Annotated in this window: 18 protein-coding genes and 2 pseudogenes; 9 read left to right on the top strand and 11 right to left on the bottom strand. The window is 64.1% G+C overall.

Translation table 11 applies throughout. The annotated features are described in order from the left end of the window. Positions 1-43 precede the first annotated feature (43 nt). The 7 genes from ASD99_RS31780 to ASD99_RS03710 form a co-directional block, all read right to left on the bottom strand. Entirely contained in the window at positions 44-1,072 is a 1,029-nt protein-coding gene (locus ASD99_RS31780; protein WP_082583143.1) for a cupin domain-containing protein, read from the bottom strand. A 118-nt stretch (positions 1,073-1,190) separates the two neighbouring features. Next, the gene (locus ASD99_RS03735; protein WP_057142775.1) at positions 1,191-2,792 is read right to left on the bottom strand and encodes an FGGY-family carbohydrate kinase; all 1,602 of its coding nucleotides are present in this window, start codon (positions 2,790-2,792) and stop codon (positions 1,191-1,193) included. A 99-nt stretch (positions 2,793-2,891) separates the two neighbouring features. Next, on the bottom strand, positions 2,892-3,620 hold the full coding sequence (locus tag ASD99_RS03730) for an SDR family oxidoreductase (protein ID WP_057142820.1): 729 nt from the start codon (positions 3,618-3,620) through the stop codon (positions 2,892-2,894). Positions 3,621-3,642: 22 nt separating this feature from the next. Continuing rightward, positions 3,643-4,902 (bottom strand): sugar ABC transporter permease, encoded by a 1,260-nt coding sequence (locus tag ASD99_RS03725; RefSeq protein ID WP_056591862.1) that lies wholly within the window; start codon positions 4,900-4,902, stop codon positions 3,643-3,645. Further along, entirely contained in the window at positions 4,899-5,738 is an 840-nt protein-coding gene (locus ASD99_RS03720; protein WP_057142774.1) for an ATP-binding cassette domain-containing protein, read from the bottom strand. The genes ASD99_RS03725 and ASD99_RS03720 overlap by 4 nt, the downstream gene beginning before the upstream one ends. Before the next feature lie 91 nt (positions 5,739-5,829). Beyond that, complete coding sequence (locus ASD99_RS03715) at positions 5,830-6,912, bottom strand: sugar ABC transporter substrate-binding protein (RefSeq protein ID WP_057142773.1); 1,083 nt, start codon at positions 6,910-6,912, stop codon at positions 5,830-5,832. 240 nt (positions 6,913-7,152) lie between these two features. Next, complete coding sequence (locus ASD99_RS03710; RefSeq protein WP_057142772.1) at positions 7,153-8,037, bottom strand: AraC family transcriptional regulator; 885 nt, start codon at positions 8,035-8,037, stop codon at positions 7,153-7,155. A gap of 389 nt (positions 8,038-8,426) precedes the next feature. Here ASD99_RS03710 and ASD99_RS03705 point away from each other — a divergent pair, with 389 nt between their 5' ends. From ASD99_RS03705 to ASD99_RS31775, 5 genes and pseudogenes are all read left to right on the top strand, one after another. Then, on the top strand, positions 8,427-9,209 hold the full coding sequence (locus ASD99_RS03705; protein ID WP_057142771.1) for an SDR family oxidoreductase: 783 nt from the start codon (positions 8,427-8,429) through the stop codon (positions 9,207-9,209). 63 nt (positions 9,210-9,272) lie between these two features. Further along, a pseudogene (locus ASD99_RS03700) lies at positions 9,273-9,711 on the top strand (ABC transporter permease); the annotation flags it as partial. Positions 9,712-10,076: 365 nt separating this feature from the next. Next, entirely contained in the window at positions 10,077-10,442 is a 366-nt protein-coding gene (locus ASD99_RS33105) for an Ig-like domain-containing protein (protein WP_156388921.1), read from the top strand. A gap of 9 nt (positions 10,443-10,451) precedes the next feature. Beyond that, a complete protein-coding gene (locus tag ASD99_RS03695) occupies positions 10,452-11,294 on the top strand; it encodes a hypothetical protein (RefSeq protein WP_056591849.1) in 843 nt (280 codons plus the stop codon). A gap of 7 nt (positions 11,295-11,301) precedes the next feature. Then, positions 11,302-11,490: pseudogene (locus ASD99_RS31775) on the top strand (ABC transporter permease); the annotation flags it as partial. Positions 11,491-11,707: 217 nt separating this feature from the next. On the opposite strand, the gene ASD99_RS03690 reads toward ASD99_RS31775, so the two are convergent. Then, on the bottom strand, positions 11,708-12,670 hold the full coding sequence (locus ASD99_RS03690; RefSeq protein WP_056591844.1) for an AraC family transcriptional regulator: 963 nt from the start codon (positions 12,668-12,670) through the stop codon (positions 11,708-11,710). A 214-nt stretch (positions 12,671-12,884) separates the two neighbouring features. Here ASD99_RS03690 and ASD99_RS03685 point away from each other — a divergent pair, with 214 nt between their 5' ends. From ASD99_RS03685 to ASD99_RS03675, 3 genes are all read left to right on the top strand, one after another. Continuing rightward, positions 12,885-13,655: an alpha/beta fold hydrolase gene (locus ASD99_RS03685; protein ID WP_057142770.1), complete on the top strand. Its 771-nt coding sequence runs from the start codon at positions 12,885-12,887 to the stop codon at positions 13,653-13,655. Positions 13,656-13,804: 149 nt separating this feature from the next. Continuing rightward, positions 13,805-14,665: an alpha/beta fold hydrolase gene (locus tag ASD99_RS03680; protein WP_057142769.1), complete on the top strand. Its 861-nt coding sequence runs from the start codon at positions 13,805-13,807 to the stop codon at positions 14,663-14,665. A 67-nt stretch (positions 14,666-14,732) separates the two neighbouring features. Continuing rightward, complete coding sequence (locus tag ASD99_RS03675; RefSeq protein WP_056591837.1) at positions 14,733-15,227, top strand: DUF302 domain-containing protein; 495 nt, start codon at positions 14,733-14,735, stop codon at positions 15,225-15,227. A gap of 108 nt (positions 15,228-15,335) precedes the next feature. Here ASD99_RS03675 and ASD99_RS03670 read toward each other — a convergent pair whose 3' ends face one another. Then, positions 15,336-16,868 carry an alpha/beta hydrolase gene (locus tag ASD99_RS03670; RefSeq protein WP_057142768.1) on the bottom strand — a complete coding sequence of 511 codons (1,533 nt, stop codon included), beginning with the start codon at positions 16,866-16,868 and terminating at the stop codon, positions 15,336-15,338. Positions 16,869-17,061: 193 nt separating this feature from the next. On the opposite strand from ASD99_RS03670, the gene ASD99_RS03665 reads away from it, so the two are divergent. Continuing rightward, complete coding sequence (locus ASD99_RS03665; RefSeq protein ID WP_056591831.1) at positions 17,062-17,697, top strand: class I SAM-dependent methyltransferase; 636 nt, start codon at positions 17,062-17,064, stop codon at positions 17,695-17,697. Positions 17,698-17,828: 131 nt separating this feature from the next. On the opposite strand, the gene ASD99_RS03660 is transcribed toward ASD99_RS03665, so the two are convergent. Continuing rightward, on the bottom strand, positions 17,829-18,074 hold the full coding sequence (locus tag ASD99_RS03660; protein ID WP_056591828.1) for a MoaD/ThiS family protein: 246 nt from the start codon (positions 18,072-18,074) through the stop codon (positions 17,829-17,831). Then, positions 18,062-20,332, bottom strand: a complete 2,271-nt coding sequence (locus ASD99_RS03655; RefSeq protein ID WP_057142767.1) for a xanthine dehydrogenase family protein molybdopterin-binding subunit — start codon at positions 20,330-20,332, stop codon at positions 18,062-18,064. Before ASD99_RS03655 ends, ASD99_RS03660 begins: the two co-directional genes overlap by 13 nt.

Raw genomic sequence — 20,332 nt, 5'->3', positions numbered from 1 at the left:
GACAAACAGCTTCAGCGCGCGATATCGGTGCGGCTGGAGCGTCTTATTCCGTCTCTTCACCATCCCAGTACCGCCTCACCGCAGCCATGTCGAAAATGCCGTCGCGCCGGCGCAAGGCGTCGACCGCCATCTTGTTGGAATCGGGATAGACGCAGACCTCGTTGGGATTTTTCTCGCCGATCATCAGATAGCGGCACGGTCCCGTGCCGCTGTTGAGGAAGGAATGCCCGACCGCCAAACCGGCGGGAAAGCAGACATAGTCGCCGGCCTTCATCTCGTGGCGCTCATCGCCAAGCAGCAGCGTCACCTGCCCTTCCAGGATCAGCGCATGCTCCTCTTCCAGCATGTGGTAGTGCCTAGGCGCCAGGCGCATGCCGGGGGCCGGCGCCTCGATCAACATGCCGACATGATAGTCGGGCCGTCCCAAGGCGGCATAGGTGAGGTGTTTGGACTGACCACCGAACCGCGCCCCCTCGCCTTCCTGTTTCCACTCGACAGCATCGCTGGCGACCGGCGGGACCGGAGTGGCTGCTGCCTTGGTGACTCCGGCCATCCCATCCGACGGCAAGGGGTCGCCGGCGGCAAGGCCGGTGTTCTCGCCGTCCCAATAGCTTCGGGTTGCCGAGAGATCGAAGATCGCGCGGCTGCCCAGCGCGCGCACCAGCACCTTGTTGGAGGCGGTGTAGACGACCACGTCGTTCGGGTTGCGCTCGCCGACGATGACATAGCGGCACGGCGCGTCGCTGGTGTTGATCAGGCAATGCCCCGCCGCCGCACCCGCCGGAAAGCAGATGTAATCGCCGGCCTTCATCGCATAGGGGGCGTCGCCAACATGCGCGGTAAGCATCCCTTCGAGGATGAAGACATGCTCCTCCTCGAAAATGTGGTAATGCGCCGGCGAGGTCTGCTTGCCAGGCGGCAGCTCCTCGATCGCCACGCCAACATGGTAATTCTCGCCGAGGGCGGCCTGCGAAAGATGCCGGTAGCGCACACCGAAGCGCGGCACATCGGACCATTCGGTCCACGGCACTTCATCCGATGCGAATGGCACGGGCGCTTTGTCGTCTGCCATAGGGCCTCCTGGTCCTGTCGCCTGCCCTCGTCGCGACGGAACAAAGCTGCCGCTTCCGACGTCATCGCCAAGCGGTGTTCGCCACGCTCCTGACGGAGCCGGACAGGAGCCGCTTGTCTCAGCCTCGGATCGCCTTACCGGCTTGCTGCAGCAGTTCGAACGCGGCGAAGCGCTTCGCGTGCCAGTCGGCCAGCGCAGCATTGGGATGATAGAAGTCGCCGAGTTCCGACATGCCGGCCATCGCCGTCGCCACATCCCTATAGGTTCCGGCGGCGACCGCGCCGAGCATCGCCGAGCCGAGCAGCACCGGCTCCGGCGAAGTCGACGCCGCCACCACCATGCCTGTCGTGTCGGCAAGCAGCTGGCGCACCAGCGGGCTTTGGCCCGCGCCGCCGCTGACGACTATGGTGTCGACGGGAATGCCCTTGTCATGCTCCGCCCGCACGATCTGGCGCGCGCCGTAGCCCAGCCCGCAGACCCCGGCGACATAGAGCCCGACCAGGCTGTCGAGACTGGTGTCGAGATCGAGCCCGGCAATCAGGGCGCGTGCGTCCGGGTCGGCGAAAGGCGCGCGGTTGCCGAGAAATTCCGGCACGACATGGATGCCGCGGACCAGCGCCGGCGTCGCCGCGGCCCCGTTGCGGCTTTGCGCCTGCAGCGACAGCCAGGCGCTGAGGCTAAGCCCCTCGGCATGTGCCTTGGCCGCCGCCTCGCCGGCCGCCGGGTGCATGCGCACCAGATGATCGATGGCCGCACCGGCCGCCGATTGGCCACCCTCGTTCAGCCACAGGCCCGGCACCATGGCCGAGAAATACGGACCCCAGACGCCGTCGACGAAGGCCGGCTCGGCGGTCGACGACATGGTGCAGGCCGAGGTGCCGAAGACATAGGCCATGCGCGACAGCACGCTGCCGAAGTCGCCCCGCGCCCCGACCGTGCCGACGCCGCCGGCATGCGCATCGATCAGCCCGGCGGCCACCGCGATGCCGGGGACTAGGCCAAGGTCCGACGCTGCCTGCGCGGTCAGTCCACCGCCGAGGGCGGCACCGGCCGGCACGATCTCGGTGCCGATGCGCGCGAATGCCTCGTCGGCCAGGCTCCCAAGCCCAATCTTGCGGAAATAGGTCTCGTCCCAGCGGTCTTCATGCGCCAGATAGGTCCATTTGCAGGTCACCGTGCAGACCGAACGGGCAAGGCTGCCGGTCGCCCGCCAGGTGAGAAAGTCGGCGAGGTCCATGAACTGCCAGGCGGCATTGAAGGTGGCGGGCAGGTTTTCGGCCAGCCACAGGAGTTTCGGCGTTTCCATCTCCGGCGAAATGACGCCGCCGACATAATTCAGCACCGCCTCGCCGCTGCGGTTGATGCGGCGCGTCTGCTCGACCGCGCGATGGTCCATCCAGACGATGATGTTGCGTTCGGCATTGCCCGATTTGCTGACCGCCAGCGGCACGCCGCCTTCGCCCAGCACCACCAGCGAACAGGTGGCGTCGAAGCCGATGCCGGCGATCGCCTCGGGCGCTACCTTAGCCTGTGCGACGGCGGCGCGGGTGGCAACGCACACCGCCCGCCAGATATCATTGCTCGACTGCTCGACAATGTCGCCGGCCTCGCGCCAGACCTCGATGTCCTGCTTGGCCGAGGCAAGCAGGTTTCCGGTGTGGTCGAACACCCCGGCCCGCGCGCTGCCGGTGCCGACGTCGATGCCGAGATAGTGGGGCATTGGGGGGAAACCTTCGATTTAGGGAATAGGCAGTAGGGAATAGCGAATAGGTAAGTCGTTGGATTCTTCCCTATTCGCTACTCCCTATTCCCTATTCGCTCAGAGATCATTGCTCTGCGGCAAAATCACCAGATCCCGGATCGTCACGTTGCGCGGCCGGGTCAGCATGAACATGACCGCCTCGGCCACTTCGCGCGGCTGCATCAGGCCGCCGGCGGCGAGTTCTTCCTCGAGCTTGGCCTTCGGCCAATCGCTGACCAGCGCCGTCACCACCGGGCCGGGCGCCACCGCACCGACGCGCAGGCCGTGCTTGGCAACCTGCCGGCGCACCGTGTGGACGAAGGCCTGCACGGCGTGCTTGGAGGCCGTGTAGATCGGCTCCCAGACCACCGGAACCAGTCCGGCGATCGAACTGGTGACGATGATGTCGCCGGTCTTGCGTTCGATCATGTGCGGCAGCACCGCCTGGATCGAGCGGAAGCAGGCATTGATGTTGAGATTGAGCATCCGGTCCCAGGCGTCGGGATCGCCGGTCGCCACCTCGCCGCCGACATAGGCGCCGGCATTGGCATGGAAGATATCGAGCTGGCCGGCCTTCTCCAGAATCTGCGGCATCATGCTGGCGACGCTTGTCGGCTGCATCAGGTCGATCACCAGCGGGATCGCCTTGGGGCCGAGTTCGGCGCACAGGCTGTTCAGCGTCGCCTCGGCGCGGTCGACCAGCACCACGGTGGCGCCGGCCGCCAGCATGTATCTGGCGCATTCGAGGCCGATGCCTGATGCCGCGCCGGTGACGGCGGCAACTTTTCCGGACAGTTCTTCGCTCATGTCTTGCTTCCTGTTGATAGGTTCAGGCCCGGCCATGCGAGACACGCGAGCGGCGTGCCAGCGAGTCGACGATGACCGCGATGGCAAGCACGGCGCCGGTGATCATGTACCGAAGCGACGAGGACAGATCGAGCAGCGTCAGGCCGCTGGCGATCGACTGGATGACGATGATGCCGAGCAGCGCCGAATAGGCGCTGCCGCGGCCGCCGAACAGGCTGGTGCCGCCGATGACGGCCGCCGCGATGGCGTTGAGGTTGACGTCGCCGGTGCCGGCCTGCTGGCTGGCCGAGGCCAGGCGGGCCGCCGACAGCACACCGCCGAAAGCGGCCAGCATCGAGCACAGCACGAAGGCGCTGGAATAGATCAGCCGCACATTGATGCCGGCGCGCCGTGCCGCCTCGCGGTTGCCGCCGACCGCCGACATCGAGCGGCCCCATTTGGTCCGTGTCAGCGCGTAGTGCATTGATATGACCAGGCCGACGAACAGGCCGAACATCCACGGAATGCCGCGCGCCTGGTTGAGATAGAAGACGATGAGTTCGAGAATGACCGTGATGACGGCCGCTCGCGTGATGAGACCGCCGGTCGAGGGCGCCGACAGGTTGGCGGCGCGGCGGCGCGCGACTGTGCGCAGGCCGGTGACCAGCATGACGATGCCGGGCACGGCCGCCAGCCCGAACGACACGAACTTCGGCATCATCAGCAGCTGGCCGAAATTCACCAGGTTCGAGCCGTAAGGCAGGTTGATCGAGCCGGTCGAGCCGAGGATGTAGAGCTGCAGGCCAAGCACCGCCAGCAGGCCGGCCAGTGTCGAGACGAAGCTCGGCATGCCGAGCCGGTTGAACAGCAACGCGTAGAGTGCGCCGATGAAGCCGCCGACGGCGACGGCGGCAAGAATGGCGAGCGCCACCGGCCAGCCCTGGTTGACCCACAGCGTGCCCACCATCGCCGAGGCAAAGCCGCTGATCGAGCCGACCGACAGGTCGATTTCGCCGACCATCAAAACGCAGACGATGCCGAGCGCGATGACGCCGACGGTGGAGCAATCGAACAGCAGATTGACCAGATTGCTGCTCGACAGGAAGATCGGATTGATGCTGGCGAACACCGTCCAGATGATGACCAGCCCGACAATCACCGGCAGCGAGCCGAGATCGCCCGAGCGGACCCGGTCGAAGAACCTGCGGATGGCGCCGCCGATCCCCGCCTCGTGCTTGACGCGGACATCGGCGCGGTCGAGCTGCGGCGGCACGGGGGCCGCCTGTTGCACGTCGCGGCTCATGGGCGTGACTCCCCTTTTTGATCTTGCAGGACGGTTTGATCCTGTCGCGCCTGCCGGCGCTCGGCGCGCCGAGACACTGAATTGTTCGAGGCGCCGGTGATGGCGCTGACCAGTTCCTGATTCGAGGCATCGGGCGAGAAGATGCCGTTGTTGCGGCCAAGCCGCAGCACGACGATGCGGTCAGCTACCGCGCGCACGTCCTCCATGTTGTGGCTGATGATGACGACGCCGAGGCCACGGTCGCGCACACGCTCGATCAGGTTGAGCACTTCCGCCGTCTGCGCGACGCCGAGCGCAGCCGTCGGTTCGTCGAGCAGGATGAGCTTGGGTTCGAGCAGAAGCGAGCGGGCGATCGCCACCGTCTGGCGCTGGCCGCCCGACAGCGACGCGACGACTTCGCGCACACTGGGGATGCGCGCCGACAGCTCGTTGAGCAGCGTCCAGGCACGCACTTCCATCGCCACCTCGTCCAGCCGCAGCGGGCTGAGTTCACGGCCGAGGAAGATGTTGGCGACAATGTCGAGGTTCTCGCATAGCGCCAGGTCCTGGAACACGGTGGCGATGCCGAGCGTCAGCGCCGCACTCGGGTCGGCAAGCGTCACCGGCTCGCCACGAAAGCTGATATTGCCTGAACTCGGCTGATGCACGCCGGCCAGGATCTTGACCAGCGTCGACTTGCCGGCGCCATTGTCGCCGACCAGCGCCACCACCTCACCGGCATGGACATCGAGATCGATGTCGGTGAGTGCCGAAACGGCGCCGAAATTCTTGGAAACACCGCGCAGGCTGAGCACCAGCTCGCCTGCCGGAACCGGTCCGTCCGGGATATCGATCATGCCAGGAAGCCTTTCAAAACCGGTTCAAAAATATCGGATGAGCGCTGCCTGGCCGCGGGCGGCCAGGCAGCGGAGCGGGCAAGGGTCGCGGTCAGTTCCCGATGCCCAGCTTCTTGCAGCCTTCCGCGTAACGATCGACGCAGAGTTCGGCCGGGGTGTTGATCTTCTTGTCGATGATCTCGGCCTTCAGGTTTTCCTGCGTCACCACCGCTGGCGTGAACAGCTGCGAGGGCGTGTCGTACAGCGTCATCTCGGCCTTAGGCGTTTCGCCCGAAAGCAGCTTGACGGCGATGTTGGCAGCGGCTGCCGCCACGATCTCGCTCGGCTTGGAGATGGTGTTGTACTGGTCGCCGGCGATGATCAGCTGAAGTGCTGCGATCGTCGCGTCATTGCCGGTCACCGGCGGCACCGGATCGACGCCGGCCGCCTTGAAGGCCGCGATGGCGCCGCCACCGGTGCCGTCATTGGCGGCAACGACGCCGAGGATTTTTGGTCCGAAGCGGGTGATCTGGCCGCCGGCCCATTGCTGCGCCTTCGGCGGCGCCCATTCCGGCGTGTCGTATTCGGCCAGGATTTGGTAGCCGCTGTTGTCGAGGCCTGCATGGATGCCCTTCTTGATCAGGCCGGCCGCCGCGTCCGTCGGCGAGCCGTTGATCTGCAGCACGCCGCCGGTGGCCGGATCGACCTTCAGCGCCTTCAGGTGCTCGACCAGCGAGTCGGCGATGGCCTTGCCGATGCCTTCATTGTTGAACGAGACATAGAAGTCGGCCGGTGCTGTCGGGATCGGCCGGTCATAGGCGATGACCTTGATGCCCTGGCTCTGCGCGAGCTTGACCAGCGAGGCGGCGGCGGTTGAGTCGACGGGGTCGAGCACGATCGCCTTGGCGCCCTGCGAGATCACCGAGTTGAACTGCTGCTGCTGGCGCGAAGCGTCGGCGTCGGCGTTCTGGTAGAGCACCTTGCAGCCTGGGCACAGCTTCTTCATCTCGGCGGCAAAGCCGGGATAGTCATGCTGTTCGTAACGGGTCGAGGCCTGGTCGGGCATCAGGAAGGCGACGGTGGCATCGGTGACCTCAGCGGCCCTGGCGATCGCGGCGGTGCCGGCCAGCAGCGACAGCGCAAGGGCTGCCATGCCGGCGGATTTCCCGGGGGATTTCAATGAAAGTTTGGTCATTCGGTCTTCTCCGTTTCTGGATATGGTTGTAAGAAGGTCGTTGACGTTGGTGTGGAGACACGCGTCCGCCCTCGCCCCCAACTGCAATTGGGAACTAGGGCTCGGCGCCGACCTTTCGAGTCCGCGCCCACATCCTCCGCTGACGGAGGATTTTTCAAGACAAGCGCTCTCCATCGCGGACCGCTCCATGCGGTCCACGTTGTCATGCGAAAAAGTGTTGTTCCTCCCTTGGTTCCTCCGTTAAGCGGCTTTGCCCGCGTTGATGTTGTCGGCCAGCAGCCGCCTGAAACGCGAGGGCGGCATGCCCTTCTCCGCCAGGAACTGCCGGTTGAAATTGGACAGATTGTTGAAGCCGACCTCGTAGCAGATGTCAGTGATCGAGGCCTGCTCGTCGCTCATCAGGATCTGGCAGGCGAGGTTGATGCGCAGCCGCTTGACATACTGCACCAGAGACATGCCGGTGTGACGGCGAAACGAGCGCGAGAAGGCACCGGTCGACTGGCCGGCAATGGCCGCAAGATCCGCCTCGTCGAACAGCTGCGTCAGGTTCTCCCTGATATAGGCGAGCGCCTTGTTCATGCCAGCGGTCATGTAGCCTGACGGATCGGGCCGGTAGCTGGCGCTGGCCAGAAGCTGGAATTCCTGGACGCGGCTGAGCAGGCCAACGATCATCATGAACAGCTCGATGCGGCGCACGCCCTGCGCCTGCATCATCTCTTCCATCAATGGCGCCAGCGCCTTGCTGGTGCGGCTGGAAAACAACACGCCGCGACGCGACGCCTCGAGCAGATGCCCGAGCCCCGCCAGCTCCGGCAGCACTTGCATGGCATCGCCGATGAAGCTTTCGGAAAACTGGATGATGCGGCCGCGTAGCGGGATCGAGCTGTCTCTCGGGATATCGCTGACCCAATTGTGCGGCAGGTTCGGCCCTGTCAGCACCAGATTGCCCGGCTCGAATTCGCCGATGAAGTCGCCGACGAAATAGCGGCCATTGGTGAAGATCACCTGATGCAGTTCATATTCGGGATGGAAATGCCAACGCACCGTGTGGAAGGGGTAGCCGTGCGACCACGCCTTGAAGGACTCACCGCGTCGTATCTGGACAACTTCCAGGTCCGGTTCCATGTCCGTTTCCTCCCGGGCCGGCACGGATCGTTGCCGCATTCGGCCCACATTCCCTAAACCGGCCGAATTGGTTTCGGCTCTGCATTTCAAGAGCCACGGTATCGGCTCATGACAACAGGCGCCACCACGATTCAAGGCAACGGATGATACTTTTTTAACCGGGAAGGGATGCTCAGAGGCGATATTCGGGCAGGACAGGTCAGTCTTGCTGACGCGCCGGCCACGGTTCGGGGCGGACGCCAACCGCCCCTGCCCATCGCCTCTCACCCGAGCCGCGCAGCCGTCCACGCCCCGCCCGCCGCGGGAATGAGCAAGAGCTGGCACGATTGACTATCGGGAATTCGGCGTTCCATATCTCAGGAAATAGAAAATTTGTTCCGGGAGGAGGAATGGAGCTTCAACTCAACGGCAAGGTGGTGCTGGTCACCGGCTCGACGCAAGGCATCGGGCGCGCCATCGCCGAGACGCTGGCGCGTTCCGGCGCCGGCGGCCTGCTGGTCACCGGGCGCGAGAAAACGCGCGGCGACGCTGTGGCGGAAGAGCTTTCGCAGCTTGGCACACCAACGCTCTTCGTCGCCGCCGACCTCGCCGACCCGGCAACTCCCGCTTTGCTGGCGCAAGCCTGCATCGACCGCTTCGGCCGCATCGATGCGCTGGTCAACGCCGCCGGCCTGACCGACCGCGCGTCCTTCCTCGATGCCGATCTCGACGGCTGGGCCTCGCTGTTCGCCGTCAACGCGCGCGCACCGTTCTTCCTGATGCAGGCGGCTATCGCCGACATGAAGAAGCGCGGCCAGGGTGGCGCCATCGTCAACATCCTGTCGATCAACGCGCATTGCGGCTCGCCGGAACTCGCCGTCTACTCCGCCAGCAAGGGCGCGCTGGCGACGCTGACCAAGAACGCGGCCAACGCCCACCGCTTCGACCGCATCCGCGTCAACGGCATCAATGTCGGCTGGACCGACACGCCGGCCGAACGCGTCATGCAGGCCGACACGCTGGGCAACGGTCCGGGCTGGCTCGATGCCGCCAACGCCTCGCAGCCTTTCGGCCGCCTGTTCTCGACGAGCGATATCGCAAACCTCGCCGTCTTCCTGCTTTCCGATGCGGCCGGACCAATGACCGGAACGCTGGTCGACCAGGAACAGTGGGTGATCGGGGCGAACCGGTGAGCGCACCCCAGCATCGTCAACGAGCGCTGGACCATCAAATTCGCCATTCCGCTGCCGGCTGCCAACGCGCTGCTGCTGTTCGTGCCGCTGGCGGCGCTGATCGTCTTCACGCTCGCCCGCACCGGCTTCGGCCGCCTGCTCTACGCCGTCGGCGACAATGAACGCGCAACGCGGCTGTCCGGCGTGCAATACTGGCAGGTCATAACAGCGCTCTATGTGATCTCCAGCGTGCTCGCCGGCATCACCGGCCTGCTCTACATCGGCCTGATCAAGGCCCCATCGCTCTCGCTCGCCGAACCGCTGGTGCTGCCCTCGGTGGCCGCAGCCGTCATCGGCGGCACCTCGATCTTCGGCGACCGCGGCGACTACACCCATCATCGGCGTCCTGATCCTGACCGTGCTGACGACGCTGCAGATGCCGGAGGGCGCAAGGCGGATTCTGTTCGGGCTGATCGTGCTTTTCGTGACGGCGGCTTATTTGCGGATTGTCGAGGAGCGGTAATACCAGAAGGGTCAAGATGGCGGCCTATGGAGATAACAAACAAGGCCCACAAGACAGCGACAAGCGCGTCCAATTCATGATCCCAATTTCAAATACTGAATAAATCTATTGCACGACATACCGCCAATATGCAGAAATCCGCATCTAGAAGCGGGGGCTGATTAGTATGTCGAAAAAATTCGAGAAAAAGCTGGCGCTATCTTTTGACGACCCAGACAATTCCGCAGCCCGAGGACAAACGTTGATGCTGCACCCTATTTAGACTGGTGATTTCGAAAAGCTGTTGCATCCGCCCTTCGGAAACCAAATCGCCACGAGGCATCGAGTTTCCCATCAAATCTCTTTTGGCAAGAAAGCGCTATTCCATGATTCCCACCAGACTTTCAGCCCTTGCCCTCGCGAGCCTTCTCGCCGTGGGCCTTGCAGCGCCCGCCCATGCGCTCGAATGTCCATGGCAATTGCGTTTCTGGCTCGGCGTGGACACCAATGGCAGCGCCATGGTCCACAGCGGGCAAAAATGCGTATTTCCCATGAACGCCAGCGGTACCCTCAGTCTAAAAATCGTTTCCCGCCCTAAGCATGGAGTGGTCACCCTCCCCAACCGCTCGACCATCGCCTATCAGGCGCAAAACGGCTACAAGGGCACAGACACCTTTGTCTTCGTCGCCACCGGCAAAAGCCAAGTCAATCACGGCCAGTCGACAATCACCATGACCATGAAGGTTGACTGAGCAATCATCATGGCAATTCGCGTTGCTTTGCTATCGGCCGTTTGCCTGAGCGTCGCCGCATCTCTTATGTCCTTGGCTGCGATAGCGTCGGCCGCCGGGAAACAGCAGGCGCCCGGCGAGTGGCCGATGAATTTCGCTCTGGTTCGCAACGGCGATTGCACGCAAACCTGCGTTCAATGGATATCAGCCGAAGGCGCCATAACACGCGACACCGCCAGACGGTTCAAGACATTTCTGAAGCGGCTGAAGGGCAAAAAACTGCCTGTGGTGTTTCAGTCTCCCGGTGGGGACGTGGTTGCCGCGCTAGCGATTGGACGCATGATCCGGAGCGCCGGCCTGGAAACAGCAGTGGGCAGAACGCAGCTGAACGGCTGCCCGATGCTGGTGCCGCGCTGTCCCGAAAAAATCGTTGAGAACGGCTGGTCGCAAGGCGAGGTCCATTCAGGGGGCGCCTACTGCTTCTCGGCTTGCCCGCTAGCTCTCATGGGCGGCCAAATCCGCGCTGCGGCTCCTGGTGCCCGCATCGGCCTTCATCAAGTAACGATCAACGGCTACAGAGGGCCCGAGCAGGCAGCAAAAAGAGACCTTAACGCAATTTCGACGCGGTCCGACCCTGCGTTGAAACAGATGCTTTCCAGCTATTTCGAAGACATGGGCGTCAGCAGCCAGGATGTGTTCGCCATGATGGGACTGGCGACACCTTACGGTTTTTACTGGGTCCAAAGCACCGAAGCTCTGAAATCAGGCATCATTACAAAGGTCTTCGCGTACGCCGATGACCCGGGCTACATCATCAGCGGAACCGGCATGGCGCCTGCGGCCGCTCCGCCGGCGACGGACATCGTGCAGTGAGAGGGATCTGTCGCTCGCCAAACCGCTGGTGCTGCCCTCGGTGGCCGCAGCCGTCATCGGCGGCACCTCCATCTTCGGCGGCCGCGGCGGTTACACCGGCACCATCATCGGCGCGCAGATCCTGACAGTGCTGACAACCCTGCTGACCATCCTCCAGATGCCGGAGGGGGCAAGGCGGATTGTGGAGGAGAGGTAGGGGGGTGGATTGAGGCGGATGGCTGCTTTGGGCCGAAAAGCGGACTGTCCACTACTAGATGGCAGCCTCGCGAAAGCAGTCGTCGCGCCTGTGATCAAGCCAAAACTCGAGGACAGTTCGAGTCTCTCCCGGTGCGTCATTCGTGAAAACTGGGCACTCCTGTCGGAGACGCCCCGCCGCCCGTTGCCAGACCCTCCAGATGCCAGCTTGGTTGAGGTCAATCGGCAACTTCTGTTCCCACAACGCCCGCTTGCCTTAGGCCACCGTCAGACCGGCGAACTGCTCGATAACGGCCAGGCGATAGGCCATGATGTCGATGGAACAACTTCGAAAACGCGGCCGCGGTCTCGTAGCCGACACGGGTCGCAATCCGTGCAATCCCCTCGTCGCTTGTTTCGAGCAGAAACGCGGCCTCCGACATCCGGCGTGCGATCAGATATCGGTACATGGACTCGCCAACGAGCTTAGTGAAGCGAGCCGAAAACGCCGAACGACCAAGTCCCACGCTTTGCCCGAGGTCGCCAAGGGTCCAGGGCCGATCCGGTCGTTCGTGGATCAACTGAAGTGCCGGTCCTATGTGCGGGTCCGCCATCGCCCCCAGCCACCCGCCTTCTCCGGGGCCGAGCGACTTGATCCAGCTTCGCAACACCTCGACGAAGAGCACTTCAGTCAGACGTGAGAGCGCGACGCCTTGTCCGGGACGCTCGAACGCCGCCTCGCTCACCATGCGTTGCAGAATAGCCTCGAGCCATCCTCCGTCTTCCGTGGGCTTCAGAAGAAGCACGGGCGGAAGCAATTCCAAAACGCTACCGCGCGAGGGCCGTGCCACTGTGAAATTACCACAGATCATCGTCGCGAGCGGCTGCTCGCCGCCTCCGTGACGAACGAGGCCAAGACGCCCGGCTAATCGATCGATGTCGACAATCGCTACCGGCTCCGTCTGGCTATCCGAGTAGATCACATGGGGCTCGCCACGCGTGACGACAACAAAGTCGCCCTCGGTCATGTGGAGCTCTCGTCCCTGTTCGAGCGCGAGCGTAGCCGAACCACGGCTGAGATAGTGGAACAGGGCGTAGGGGCGCTTTGGCAGCGCGAGATTCCAGGGATGGCCGAGCTCGAAGTGGAACAGCAAGGTTCCGCCAAGGCGAACGCGATCGAGCACTTCAGCGAGGATGTCCATTCCCCAATGTTAAAACGACGGACGGTCAGACACAATATTCGGACGATTGATGCCTAACGTCCGAATGCCCCATGTACTACCTGATCTCAAGTCGAGCCAACAGATCGGGCGGCAAACCATTGCGCAAACGGCAGATGGGAGAACCGCGACTTTTGCCGACACGCCTGCCCTATCCCCGGACTCGCGTCGTCCGTCATCTCAACAGGAGCAATCAATGCGATATCTTCTACTCTCAGTCGCCACCGTCCTCATGGCCGGAGCAACAATTGCCGCCCCCGCCCAATCAGCTCAACTGCCAAAGGGGGCGGCTCACAACATCGTGCTCGTCCATGGCGCTTTCGTCGACCAGACGAGTTGGAAGCCTGTTGCCGATATCCTCACGAAGAAGGGCTACAACGTAACGCTCGTTGAAAACCCGCTCACCTCCCTCGAAGCGGACGTTGATGCCACCAAACAGGCGCTCGCGAAACAGAATGGCAAGACCGTTCTCGTTGGCCACTCCTGGGGCGGCGTTGTCATCACGCAAGCAGGTGACGATCCGAAGGTCTCGGCGCTCGTCTATGTCTCCGCATTCGCGCCCGACGTAGGACAATCCCTGGCCACCCTGGCAAAGAGCGGTCCGGCAACCGAAGGCGGCGCGGCGATTCATCCCGACGAAAAGGGCGACCTCTACATCGATCCCAAAGTGTTTCCTTCGGCAGTCGCGGCTGACCTTCCTCCGGAGATCGCCGAATCCTTGGCAAGCCATCAGCTCCCGTTGAACCATACGGCGTTCGAGGCTCCCGTTAACAAGGCAGCTTGGCACGACAAGCCGACGTTCTATGTGATCAGCACGAAGGACAAGGTCATCGCACCCGAGGTCCAGAAGATGTTCGCCAACAGGATGAAGGCCAAGACGACGGAGGTCGCCGGCAGCCATGCCTCCCTCGTCGTCCACGCGAAGGAAGTCGCCGCGGTGATTGAAAAGGCCGCACTCGTGAAGTGACGATACCGCTCCCGGCACTTTCGTGCCGGGAGCACCACGCGTGCTCGGCGAACTACGGAATGCCTTGGACCGCGAGCGGCTCAGGCCTCGCCAAAACCGCAACAGCTTCTCTCACTCAATTATTTAATACCAAGCATCCGGAGGATGACATGACTGAGTTCGACACGGCGAGCCAGGACGACGCCACGCTAGAAACGGCGCCCACCCGTTACATCGAAGGCAGCGGAATCCGCTTCGCCTATCGCCGCCTCGGCCCATCGACCGGAACGGCGCTGGTTCTCCTGCAGCATTTCTCTGGCAACATCGACGCGTGGGACCCCGCCGTCGTGAATATCCTGGCCGCCGATCGACCGGTGATCGTTTTCGATAACGCTGGGGTCGGCCGCTCGACAGGCCAAACGCCGGACAGCATCGAGGCGATGGCGCGAGACGCGGTCGCTTTTATCGAACTGCTCGGCCTCTCCGAAGTCGACATTCTGGGCTTTTCCCTCGGCGGCTGCGTCGCGCAGCAGATCGCCGCCGAGCACGGAACGCTGGTCCGCAAGCTCATCCTCGTTGGCACCGCTCCGAAAGGCGGAGAGGAACACCTCTTGGCGGTTCTGCAGGACGCGTTTTCCCAAAACGAGGTGCCGGACCCCCGCCTGCCGCTGTTCTTCACGAAGTCCTCGGCCAGCCAGTCGGCCGGCCGAGCGTTTCTGAAGCGGGCTAAGGTGCGTAAGGAAGATCGGGATACCGATAACGGCAGCACGGTGACCGATCCGCAGGCCAAGGCGCTTATTACCTGGTGCGCCACACCTGATCCCGAGCACGCCATTCTGCGCGCCATCCGCCAGCCCGCCCTCGTGGTCAGCGGCAGCCACGACACCATGCTGCCGGCGGACAACGCCTACGCAATGTTCAAGGCTCTAAGCAACGCCCAGCTGGTCCTCTATCCCGATTCCGGTCACGGCTCGCTGTTTCAGCACCACGAATTGTTCGTAAGCCACGTCCGGACCTTCCTGGAAGCTTGACCGGCGTTGCCTAATCCCGGCGCCATCGAGCGCGCCTTTATTCATGAGAGCTGTTGCGGAGAGAGAAATGACAATCGCCAAGGTCGAGGTTGAGCGTCTCAGCCTGACGTCTTCCAAACCATTCGACGCCGTTGTGGCCGCACTCAAGTCAGCGGTTGGCCAACCTGACATGGTCGAGTTTTTCAAGGCGACGAGGGCTGCAAATTCCTTCTCGGATTTGGAGCGCGTTGTGCAAAGCGGCCTCGGCCGCACAGGTCTCATGCTCTTCGCGGAATTCGACTTGGGCGCCATTCTGCGCCGCGAAACTGGAACCGAGACTCTCAAGAGCATGCGGTTTCTGGTGGGCAATCCACTCATTATGAAAGAAATGGTCAAGCACGTTCCCGACGCTGGATCTTACGCCCCAGTCACAGTCCTTCTCGATCAACGTCCCGATGGCGTGCATGTCTCCTATGACAAAATGGAGAGTTATCTTCTCTCCTATGGCAGTTTGGAGGCTCTTGCTGTCGCCCGCACTCTTGATGCGAAAATCACAACCTTGTTACGCGAATGCGCAAGCTAAACTCTCCTGATGACGCTTCAGACGGATGGAAGTGAGAGTCCGTCCAGAAAACGCATGAATTACGAATTACGGTAACAGTGCACTCTCTACATCACCCTCATCGGCCCCTCACCTACCCCGCACCATCCCCCCAATCCCCTCCAGCAGCACCCCCTGCTCCCCCACCCAGAACCAGTGATCCTCCCCCTCCACCTCGACAAACCGCGCCCCCGGTATCCTCGCCGTCAGATACCGCCCGGCCTCGACCCGCACGGCGCGGTCGCCGGCGCGGTGCAGGACCAGCGTCTTGGCCGAGACTTTTGACAGCAGAGGCCGCACATCGGCATCGCGCAGTGCCTGCAGCAGGCCGGCGACGGCGCCGGGGCTGGAGGCGGCCCGGAGCAGGCCGGCCCACCAGGCGCGCGCCTGGCGGTCGGAGGCGACGCTCGGCGCGAAGGTTTCGATTTCGGCTGGGCCGCCCCAGCCGGCGAGCAGGCGCTGCTGCCACAGATCGTATTGCGCCGCCGTGAGCGCGAAGGGATAGTCGGGCGCATGGCTGCCCTTGGCGAGCGAGCCCCACAGAACGAGGCCGGTCAGGCGGTCGGGGTGGTCGACGGCGAAGCGGATGCAGCCCGGCCCGCCCTCGGAGGCGCCGACCAGCACGGCCCGGCGGCTGCCGGCCGCATCCATCACCGCCAGTATGTCGCGCGCGGTCGCCTCGACGGTCGGGCGGGCGCCGACGCGGTCGGACAGGCCCATGCCGCGCCGGTCGAACAGGATCAGCCGGCCAAGCCGCGACACGGCATTGAGCCAGGCGCGGCAGCTCCTGTCTTCCCAGATGCGCTCGACATGCGAGATGAAGCCAGGCACCAGCACGATATCGGCCGGGCCGCTGCCGACAGTCTGGTAGGCGATATGGATGCCGTCCACCTCGACATAGCGGGTTCTCGGCACCTCGGCATCGCTCGCGCGCAGCAGAGCGAGCGTAGCGGGGTCCGGCGCCACGCCGAGTTCGTCGCGCAGCAGCCGCGTGCAGGTTTCGCCCTGGCGCTCGGCCGCCGCCCGGTCGCCCGCCGCCAGATGGGCGCGGATCAAATGGCGATGCGCGCTTTCGCTCAAGAGGTCGAGGGCGGCAAGGCGCGTGGCATGCATTACAGCGTCGCGCGGTTCGCCCCCGGCGATCTTGGCTTCCACCAGCCGCTCCAGCGCCTGCACCAGCCGGCTGCGCAAGGCCTCGCGGCGGAAGAACACCCATTCCTCGAATTCGGGACAGTCCGGCAGCGAGAAGCCGGCGAGATAGTCGCTGGTGTAGAGACCGGCGGCATCGTCGAGAAGACCGGCGTCGCAGGCATGCTCGAAGGCGCTTGCATCGGCCTCGACGGACAGCGGCGCGCGCACCATGAGGGATGCCGCACTGGCTGATATGACCTCCTCGCCGAACGCGATGCGGATCTTGTACAGCGTGCGCCGCAGCCGCGCGCGTGCGGCCTCCGCGTCGGCTTCGGGCCACAGCAGCGTGGCGGCGACCTCGCGCGCCACGGGTCCGCCGGCTTCGGCGAGGTAGATAACGAGCGCCGCCGCCTTGCGCAGGGCAAGCTCTATCGGCCGCCCGTTCAGCCGGAACTCCGGAAAACCCAGAAGTCTGAGTTGTATCAGCTCCATCGATCCGCACGCGGCCGGGCAAGGGTTTCGAGAGGACGTTGAGGGGACGCCGGCCGTCTATCCCCGGTTTCGAGCCGATCCGGCCCGATCAACTCCCTTGGAGCGAGAAATGTCACCGGTCAATACATCAAGCCATCGCACATCAGAACCACTTACCCTCGGCGCCCCTGCCACCGGGCATGGAGGCTGAGCCATGTGCCAGACCTGCCTCTCCTGGTATGCGCGTTGCGTCGCCCCCTATTTCGTCCATGCCGGCTGCTCGGCCGGCGCCTTCGCGCGGATGCGCGGGCGCGTCATCCCGCGGGCGCAAGGTGTCGTCGTCGAAGTCGGCTTCGGCTCGGGCCTCAACCTGCCCTATTACGAAGCCGCCAGGGTAGAGCGGCTGGTCGGCGTCGATCCCGACGGCACCATGCTAGGCCTTGCCGCACCGAAGAGCCGCGCCTCGCCCTTTGCCGTCGAATGCATCCGGGCCAGCGGCGAGAGCCTGCCTTTGGCGGATGGCTTCGCCGACACGGTGGTCGTCACCTATGCCTTCTGCACCATTCCCGACCCTCAAGCCGCGCTGAGCGAAATCCGGCGCATTCTGAAGCCGACGGGCCGGCTGATCTTCATCGAGCACGGCCAGGCCGAGGGACCGCGTTGCCGCCGGTGGCAAGAGCGGCTGAACGGGCTGTGGGGATCAATTGCCGGCGGCTGCCACCTCAACCGCGATCCGCTGCGCCTGATCGGAGGGGCGGGCTTTCGCCTGCTCGAAGTCCAGCACGGGCGGTTTCCTTTGCCCCTCTGGCAATTGGGCAGCCATCACGCCGGCATCGCGGCGGCTGGCTGACCGGTCTTTGCCGACCCCCCCCGAAACCGACGAGCGACCTCGGCATCGCCGCGGGGCCAACCGCCTCGCGGCACGTCTGCCGAAACCCGGCTCGGCCCGTCGCATCGAGCACATCGTCGTCAATAGCTCGCCTATCCCCCAGCCAGCCTCGGCAACAAAAAAATCTCCGCCCCCTGCGGCAGTTCCTTCGACCACGTATCCCGATAGATCGTCCCGTCGATGGCGACGGCGATGCCTTTGTCGATCCAGGGCTCGAGGCCGGGATACTGTTCAGCCAGCTTCCTGAACAGCTCCCTTATGTCCTTGGCCTCGATCTCGACCTTGCTGTTGCCTCCGGCGAGCGCGCCAAGCGAGCCCCAGAGCGTTACTTCGACCATTCCCGTTCCGCCTCGATCGCCGCCAGGATGCGCGGCGGCGACATCGGGATATGCGTCATCCGCACGCCCGCGGCGTTCGACACCGCATTGGCGATCGCCGCCAGCGGCGGCACGATCGACGTCTCGCCGACACCGCGCACCCCATAGGGATGGTTGGGGTTGGGGATTTCGAGGATCTGGGTGTCGATCATCGGCAGGTCCGAGCAGACCGGGATGCGGTAGTCGAGGAAGCCCGGATTCTGCAGCCGCCCGTCCTTGCCGTAGATATACTCCTCGTTGAGGGCCCAGCCGATGCCTTGCGCGGCGCCGCCCTGGTACTGTCCCTCGACATAGGTCGGGTGCACCGCCTTGCCTGCATCCTGCACCACCGTGTAGCGGATGACCCTGGTGGCGCCAGTCTCGGGATCGACCTCGATATCGCAGATATGGGTGGCGAAGGAGACGCCGGCGCCATCGGCGACGAGTTCGCTGTGGCCGGCGATCGGTCCGCCGGTCTTGCCCGACTCGACCGCGATCTCCTTCAGCGACAGCTTGCCGAGATTGCCGTGCTTCTCGCCCTTGGCAACCGCGTGGCCCATTTCCCAGACCACGTCGTCGACGGCGATGTCCCACATCTGCGCGGCGCGCTCGCGTAGGATCTTGATCGCATTGCGGGCGGCCGAGATCGTTGCCATCGAGGACGAGAAGGTTCCGCGGCTGCCGTCCGTCATGTCGTTGTAGCCGAGGCTGGAGGTATCGGCGACAACAGCCTTGACGTGCTCATAGGCGATGCCGAGTTCCTCCGCCGCCACCAGCGACAGCGACGCGCGTGAGCCGCCGACGTCGACGGTTCCGACGGCAAGCGAGACCGAGCCGTCCATGCCGATGTTGAGGTCGGTGCAGGTCTGGCCGCCGAAGTTGAACCAGAAGCCGCAAGCCATGCCGCGACCCTGGTTCTCGCCCAGCGGCGCCTTCATATGCGGATGGCTCTTCACCGCCTCAAGCGTCGGGCCGATGCCGATCGGGCCGTAGACCGGGCCGTAGGACGACCTAGTGCCTTCCTGCGCGGCGTTTTTGATCCGGAAATCGACCGGGTCCATGCCGATCATCTTGGCCAATTCGTCGACCGCGCTTTCCACCGCGAAGGCGGCCATCGGCGCCGAAGGCGCGCGGTAGGCCGCCGTCTTCGGCCGGTTAACCAGCACTTCGTAGCCGACCGTCTTGACGTTATCAAGCTTGTAGCAGGCAAACGCCGTCATCGCGCCGATCTCGGCCCAGGAGCCGGCATACGGGCCGCAGCTGTAGCGCAGCGTCGCTTCGGCGGCGGTGATCGTGCCGTCCTTGCGGGCGCCGATCTTCACGTCGATCGAGGTGGCGCTGGTCGGGCCGGAGGCGCGGAACACCTCGTCGCGGGTCATCACCAGCTTCACCGGCCGTCCAGCCTTGCGCGACAGCGCCAGCGCCACCGGCTCGGCCCAGACATGGGTCTTGCCGCCAAAACCGCCGCCGATCTCCGACGAGGTGACGCGCAGTTTCGAGGCTTCCATGCCAAGCAGCTGGGCGCAGTGCTGGCGGTAGACGAAATGGCCCTGCGTGCAGACCCAGAGATCAGCGGTGCCGTCGGAGCTGAAATTCGCCACGCAGGCATGCGGCTCGATATAGCCCTGGTGCGTCTGCTCGGTCTTGAAGGAGCGCTCGACGATGAAGTCGGCTTGCCCGAAACCCTGATGGACATCGCCATGGCCAAACTGGCTGCGCTTGGTGACGTTGGAGGGTTTTACCGGCTTTTCCTCAAGACCCTCGGTGAAGATGGCATCGTTGATCAAGGGCGCCTTGTGCTTCGCCGCCTCGTCGACATCGGTGACATGCGGCAAAAGCTCGTACTCGACCTCGATCAGCTTCAGCGCCTGCCTGGCGGTGCGGGCGTCGATCGCCGCCACCGCGGCCACCGCGTGGCCGTCATAGAGCGCCTTCGTGCGCGCCATGCAGTTGTCGAGGACGTCGTACATGGCGGCGTCGCCATTGGTGAGGTCCGGCAGGTCGGCCGCGGTGATCACCGCCTTCACGCCGCCGAGCTTCTCCGCTTTCGACGTGTCGATCTTGATGATCCTGGCGTGGGCGTGCGGGCTGCGCAAAATGCGCCCGACCAGCTGGCCGGCCATGTTGAAGTCCGCGCCGTAGCGCGCGCGGCCCGTCACCTTGTCGACGCCGTCGGGACGGATCGGGCGTGTGCCGACGGAGGTGAATTTGCGTCCGGAAAAACGTGGATCGAAATTCAT

The organism is Mesorhizobium sp. Root695, assembly GCF_001428185.1.
Taxonomy (GTDB): Bacteria; Pseudomonadota; Alphaproteobacteria; order Rhizobiales; family Rhizobiaceae; genus Mesorhizobium.
This window is presented reverse-complemented; position numbering and strand designations above follow the sequence as displayed.

Bases quoted from the DNA above. Each gene is read 5' to 3' on its own strand.
- ASD99_RS31780 (WP_082583143.1), bottom strand. From the start codon at position 1,072: ATGGCAGACGACAAAGCGCCCGTGCCATTCGCATCGGATGAAGTGCCG.
- ASD99_RS03735 (WP_057142775.1), bottom strand. From the start codon at position 2,792: ATGCCCCACTATCTCGGCATCGACGTCGGCACCGGCAGCGCGCGGGCC.
- ASD99_RS03730 (WP_057142820.1), bottom strand. From the start codon at position 3,620: ATGAGCGAAGAACTGTCCGGAAAAGTTGCCGCCGTCACCGGCGCGGCA.
- ASD99_RS03725 (WP_056591862.1), bottom strand. From the start codon at position 4,902: ATGAGCCGCGACGTGCAACAGGCGGCCCCCGTGCCGCCGCAGCTCGAC.
- ASD99_RS03720 (WP_057142774.1), bottom strand. From the start codon at position 5,738: ATGATCGATATCCCGGACGGACCGGTTCCGGCAGGCGAGCTGGTGCTC.
- ASD99_RS03715 (WP_057142773.1), bottom strand. From the start codon at position 6,912: ATGACCAAACTTTCATTGAAATCCCCCGGGAAATCCGCCGGCATGGCA.
- ASD99_RS03710 (WP_057142772.1), bottom strand. From the start codon at position 8,037: ATGGAACCGGACCTGGAAGTTGTCCAGATACGACGCGGTGAGTCCTTC.
- ASD99_RS03705 (WP_057142771.1), top strand. From the start codon at position 8,427: ATGGAGCTTCAACTCAACGGCAAGGTGGTGCTGGTCACCGGCTCGACG.
- ASD99_RS33105 (WP_156388921.1), top strand. From the start codon at position 10,077: ATGATTCCCACCAGACTTTCAGCCCTTGCCCTCGCGAGCCTTCTCGCC.
- ASD99_RS03695 (WP_056591849.1), top strand. From the start codon at position 10,452: ATGGCAATTCGCGTTGCTTTGCTATCGGCCGTTTGCCTGAGCGTCGCC.
- ASD99_RS03690 (WP_056591844.1), bottom strand. From the start codon at position 12,670: ATGGACATCCTCGCTGAAGTGCTCGATCGCGTTCGCCTTGGCGGAACC.
- ASD99_RS03685 (WP_057142770.1), top strand. From the start codon at position 12,885: ATGCGATATCTTCTACTCTCAGTCGCCACCGTCCTCATGGCCGGAGCA.
- ASD99_RS03680 (WP_057142769.1), top strand. From the start codon at position 13,805: ATGACTGAGTTCGACACGGCGAGCCAGGACGACGCCACGCTAGAAACG.
- ASD99_RS03675 (WP_056591837.1), top strand. From the start codon at position 14,733: ATGACAATCGCCAAGGTCGAGGTTGAGCGTCTCAGCCTGACGTCTTCC.
- ASD99_RS03670 (WP_057142768.1), bottom strand. From the start codon at position 16,868: ATGGAGCTGATACAACTCAGACTTCTGGGTTTTCCGGAGTTCCGGCTG.
- ASD99_RS03665 (WP_056591831.1), top strand. From the start codon at position 17,062: ATGTGCCAGACCTGCCTCTCCTGGTATGCGCGTTGCGTCGCCCCCTAT.
- ASD99_RS03660 (WP_056591828.1), bottom strand. From the start codon at position 18,074: ATGGTCGAAGTAACGCTCTGGGGCTCGCTTGGCGCGCTCGCCGGAGGC.
- ASD99_RS03655 (WP_057142767.1), bottom strand. From the start codon at position 20,332: ATGAATTTCGATCCACGTTTTTCCGGACGCAAATTCACCTCCGTCGGC.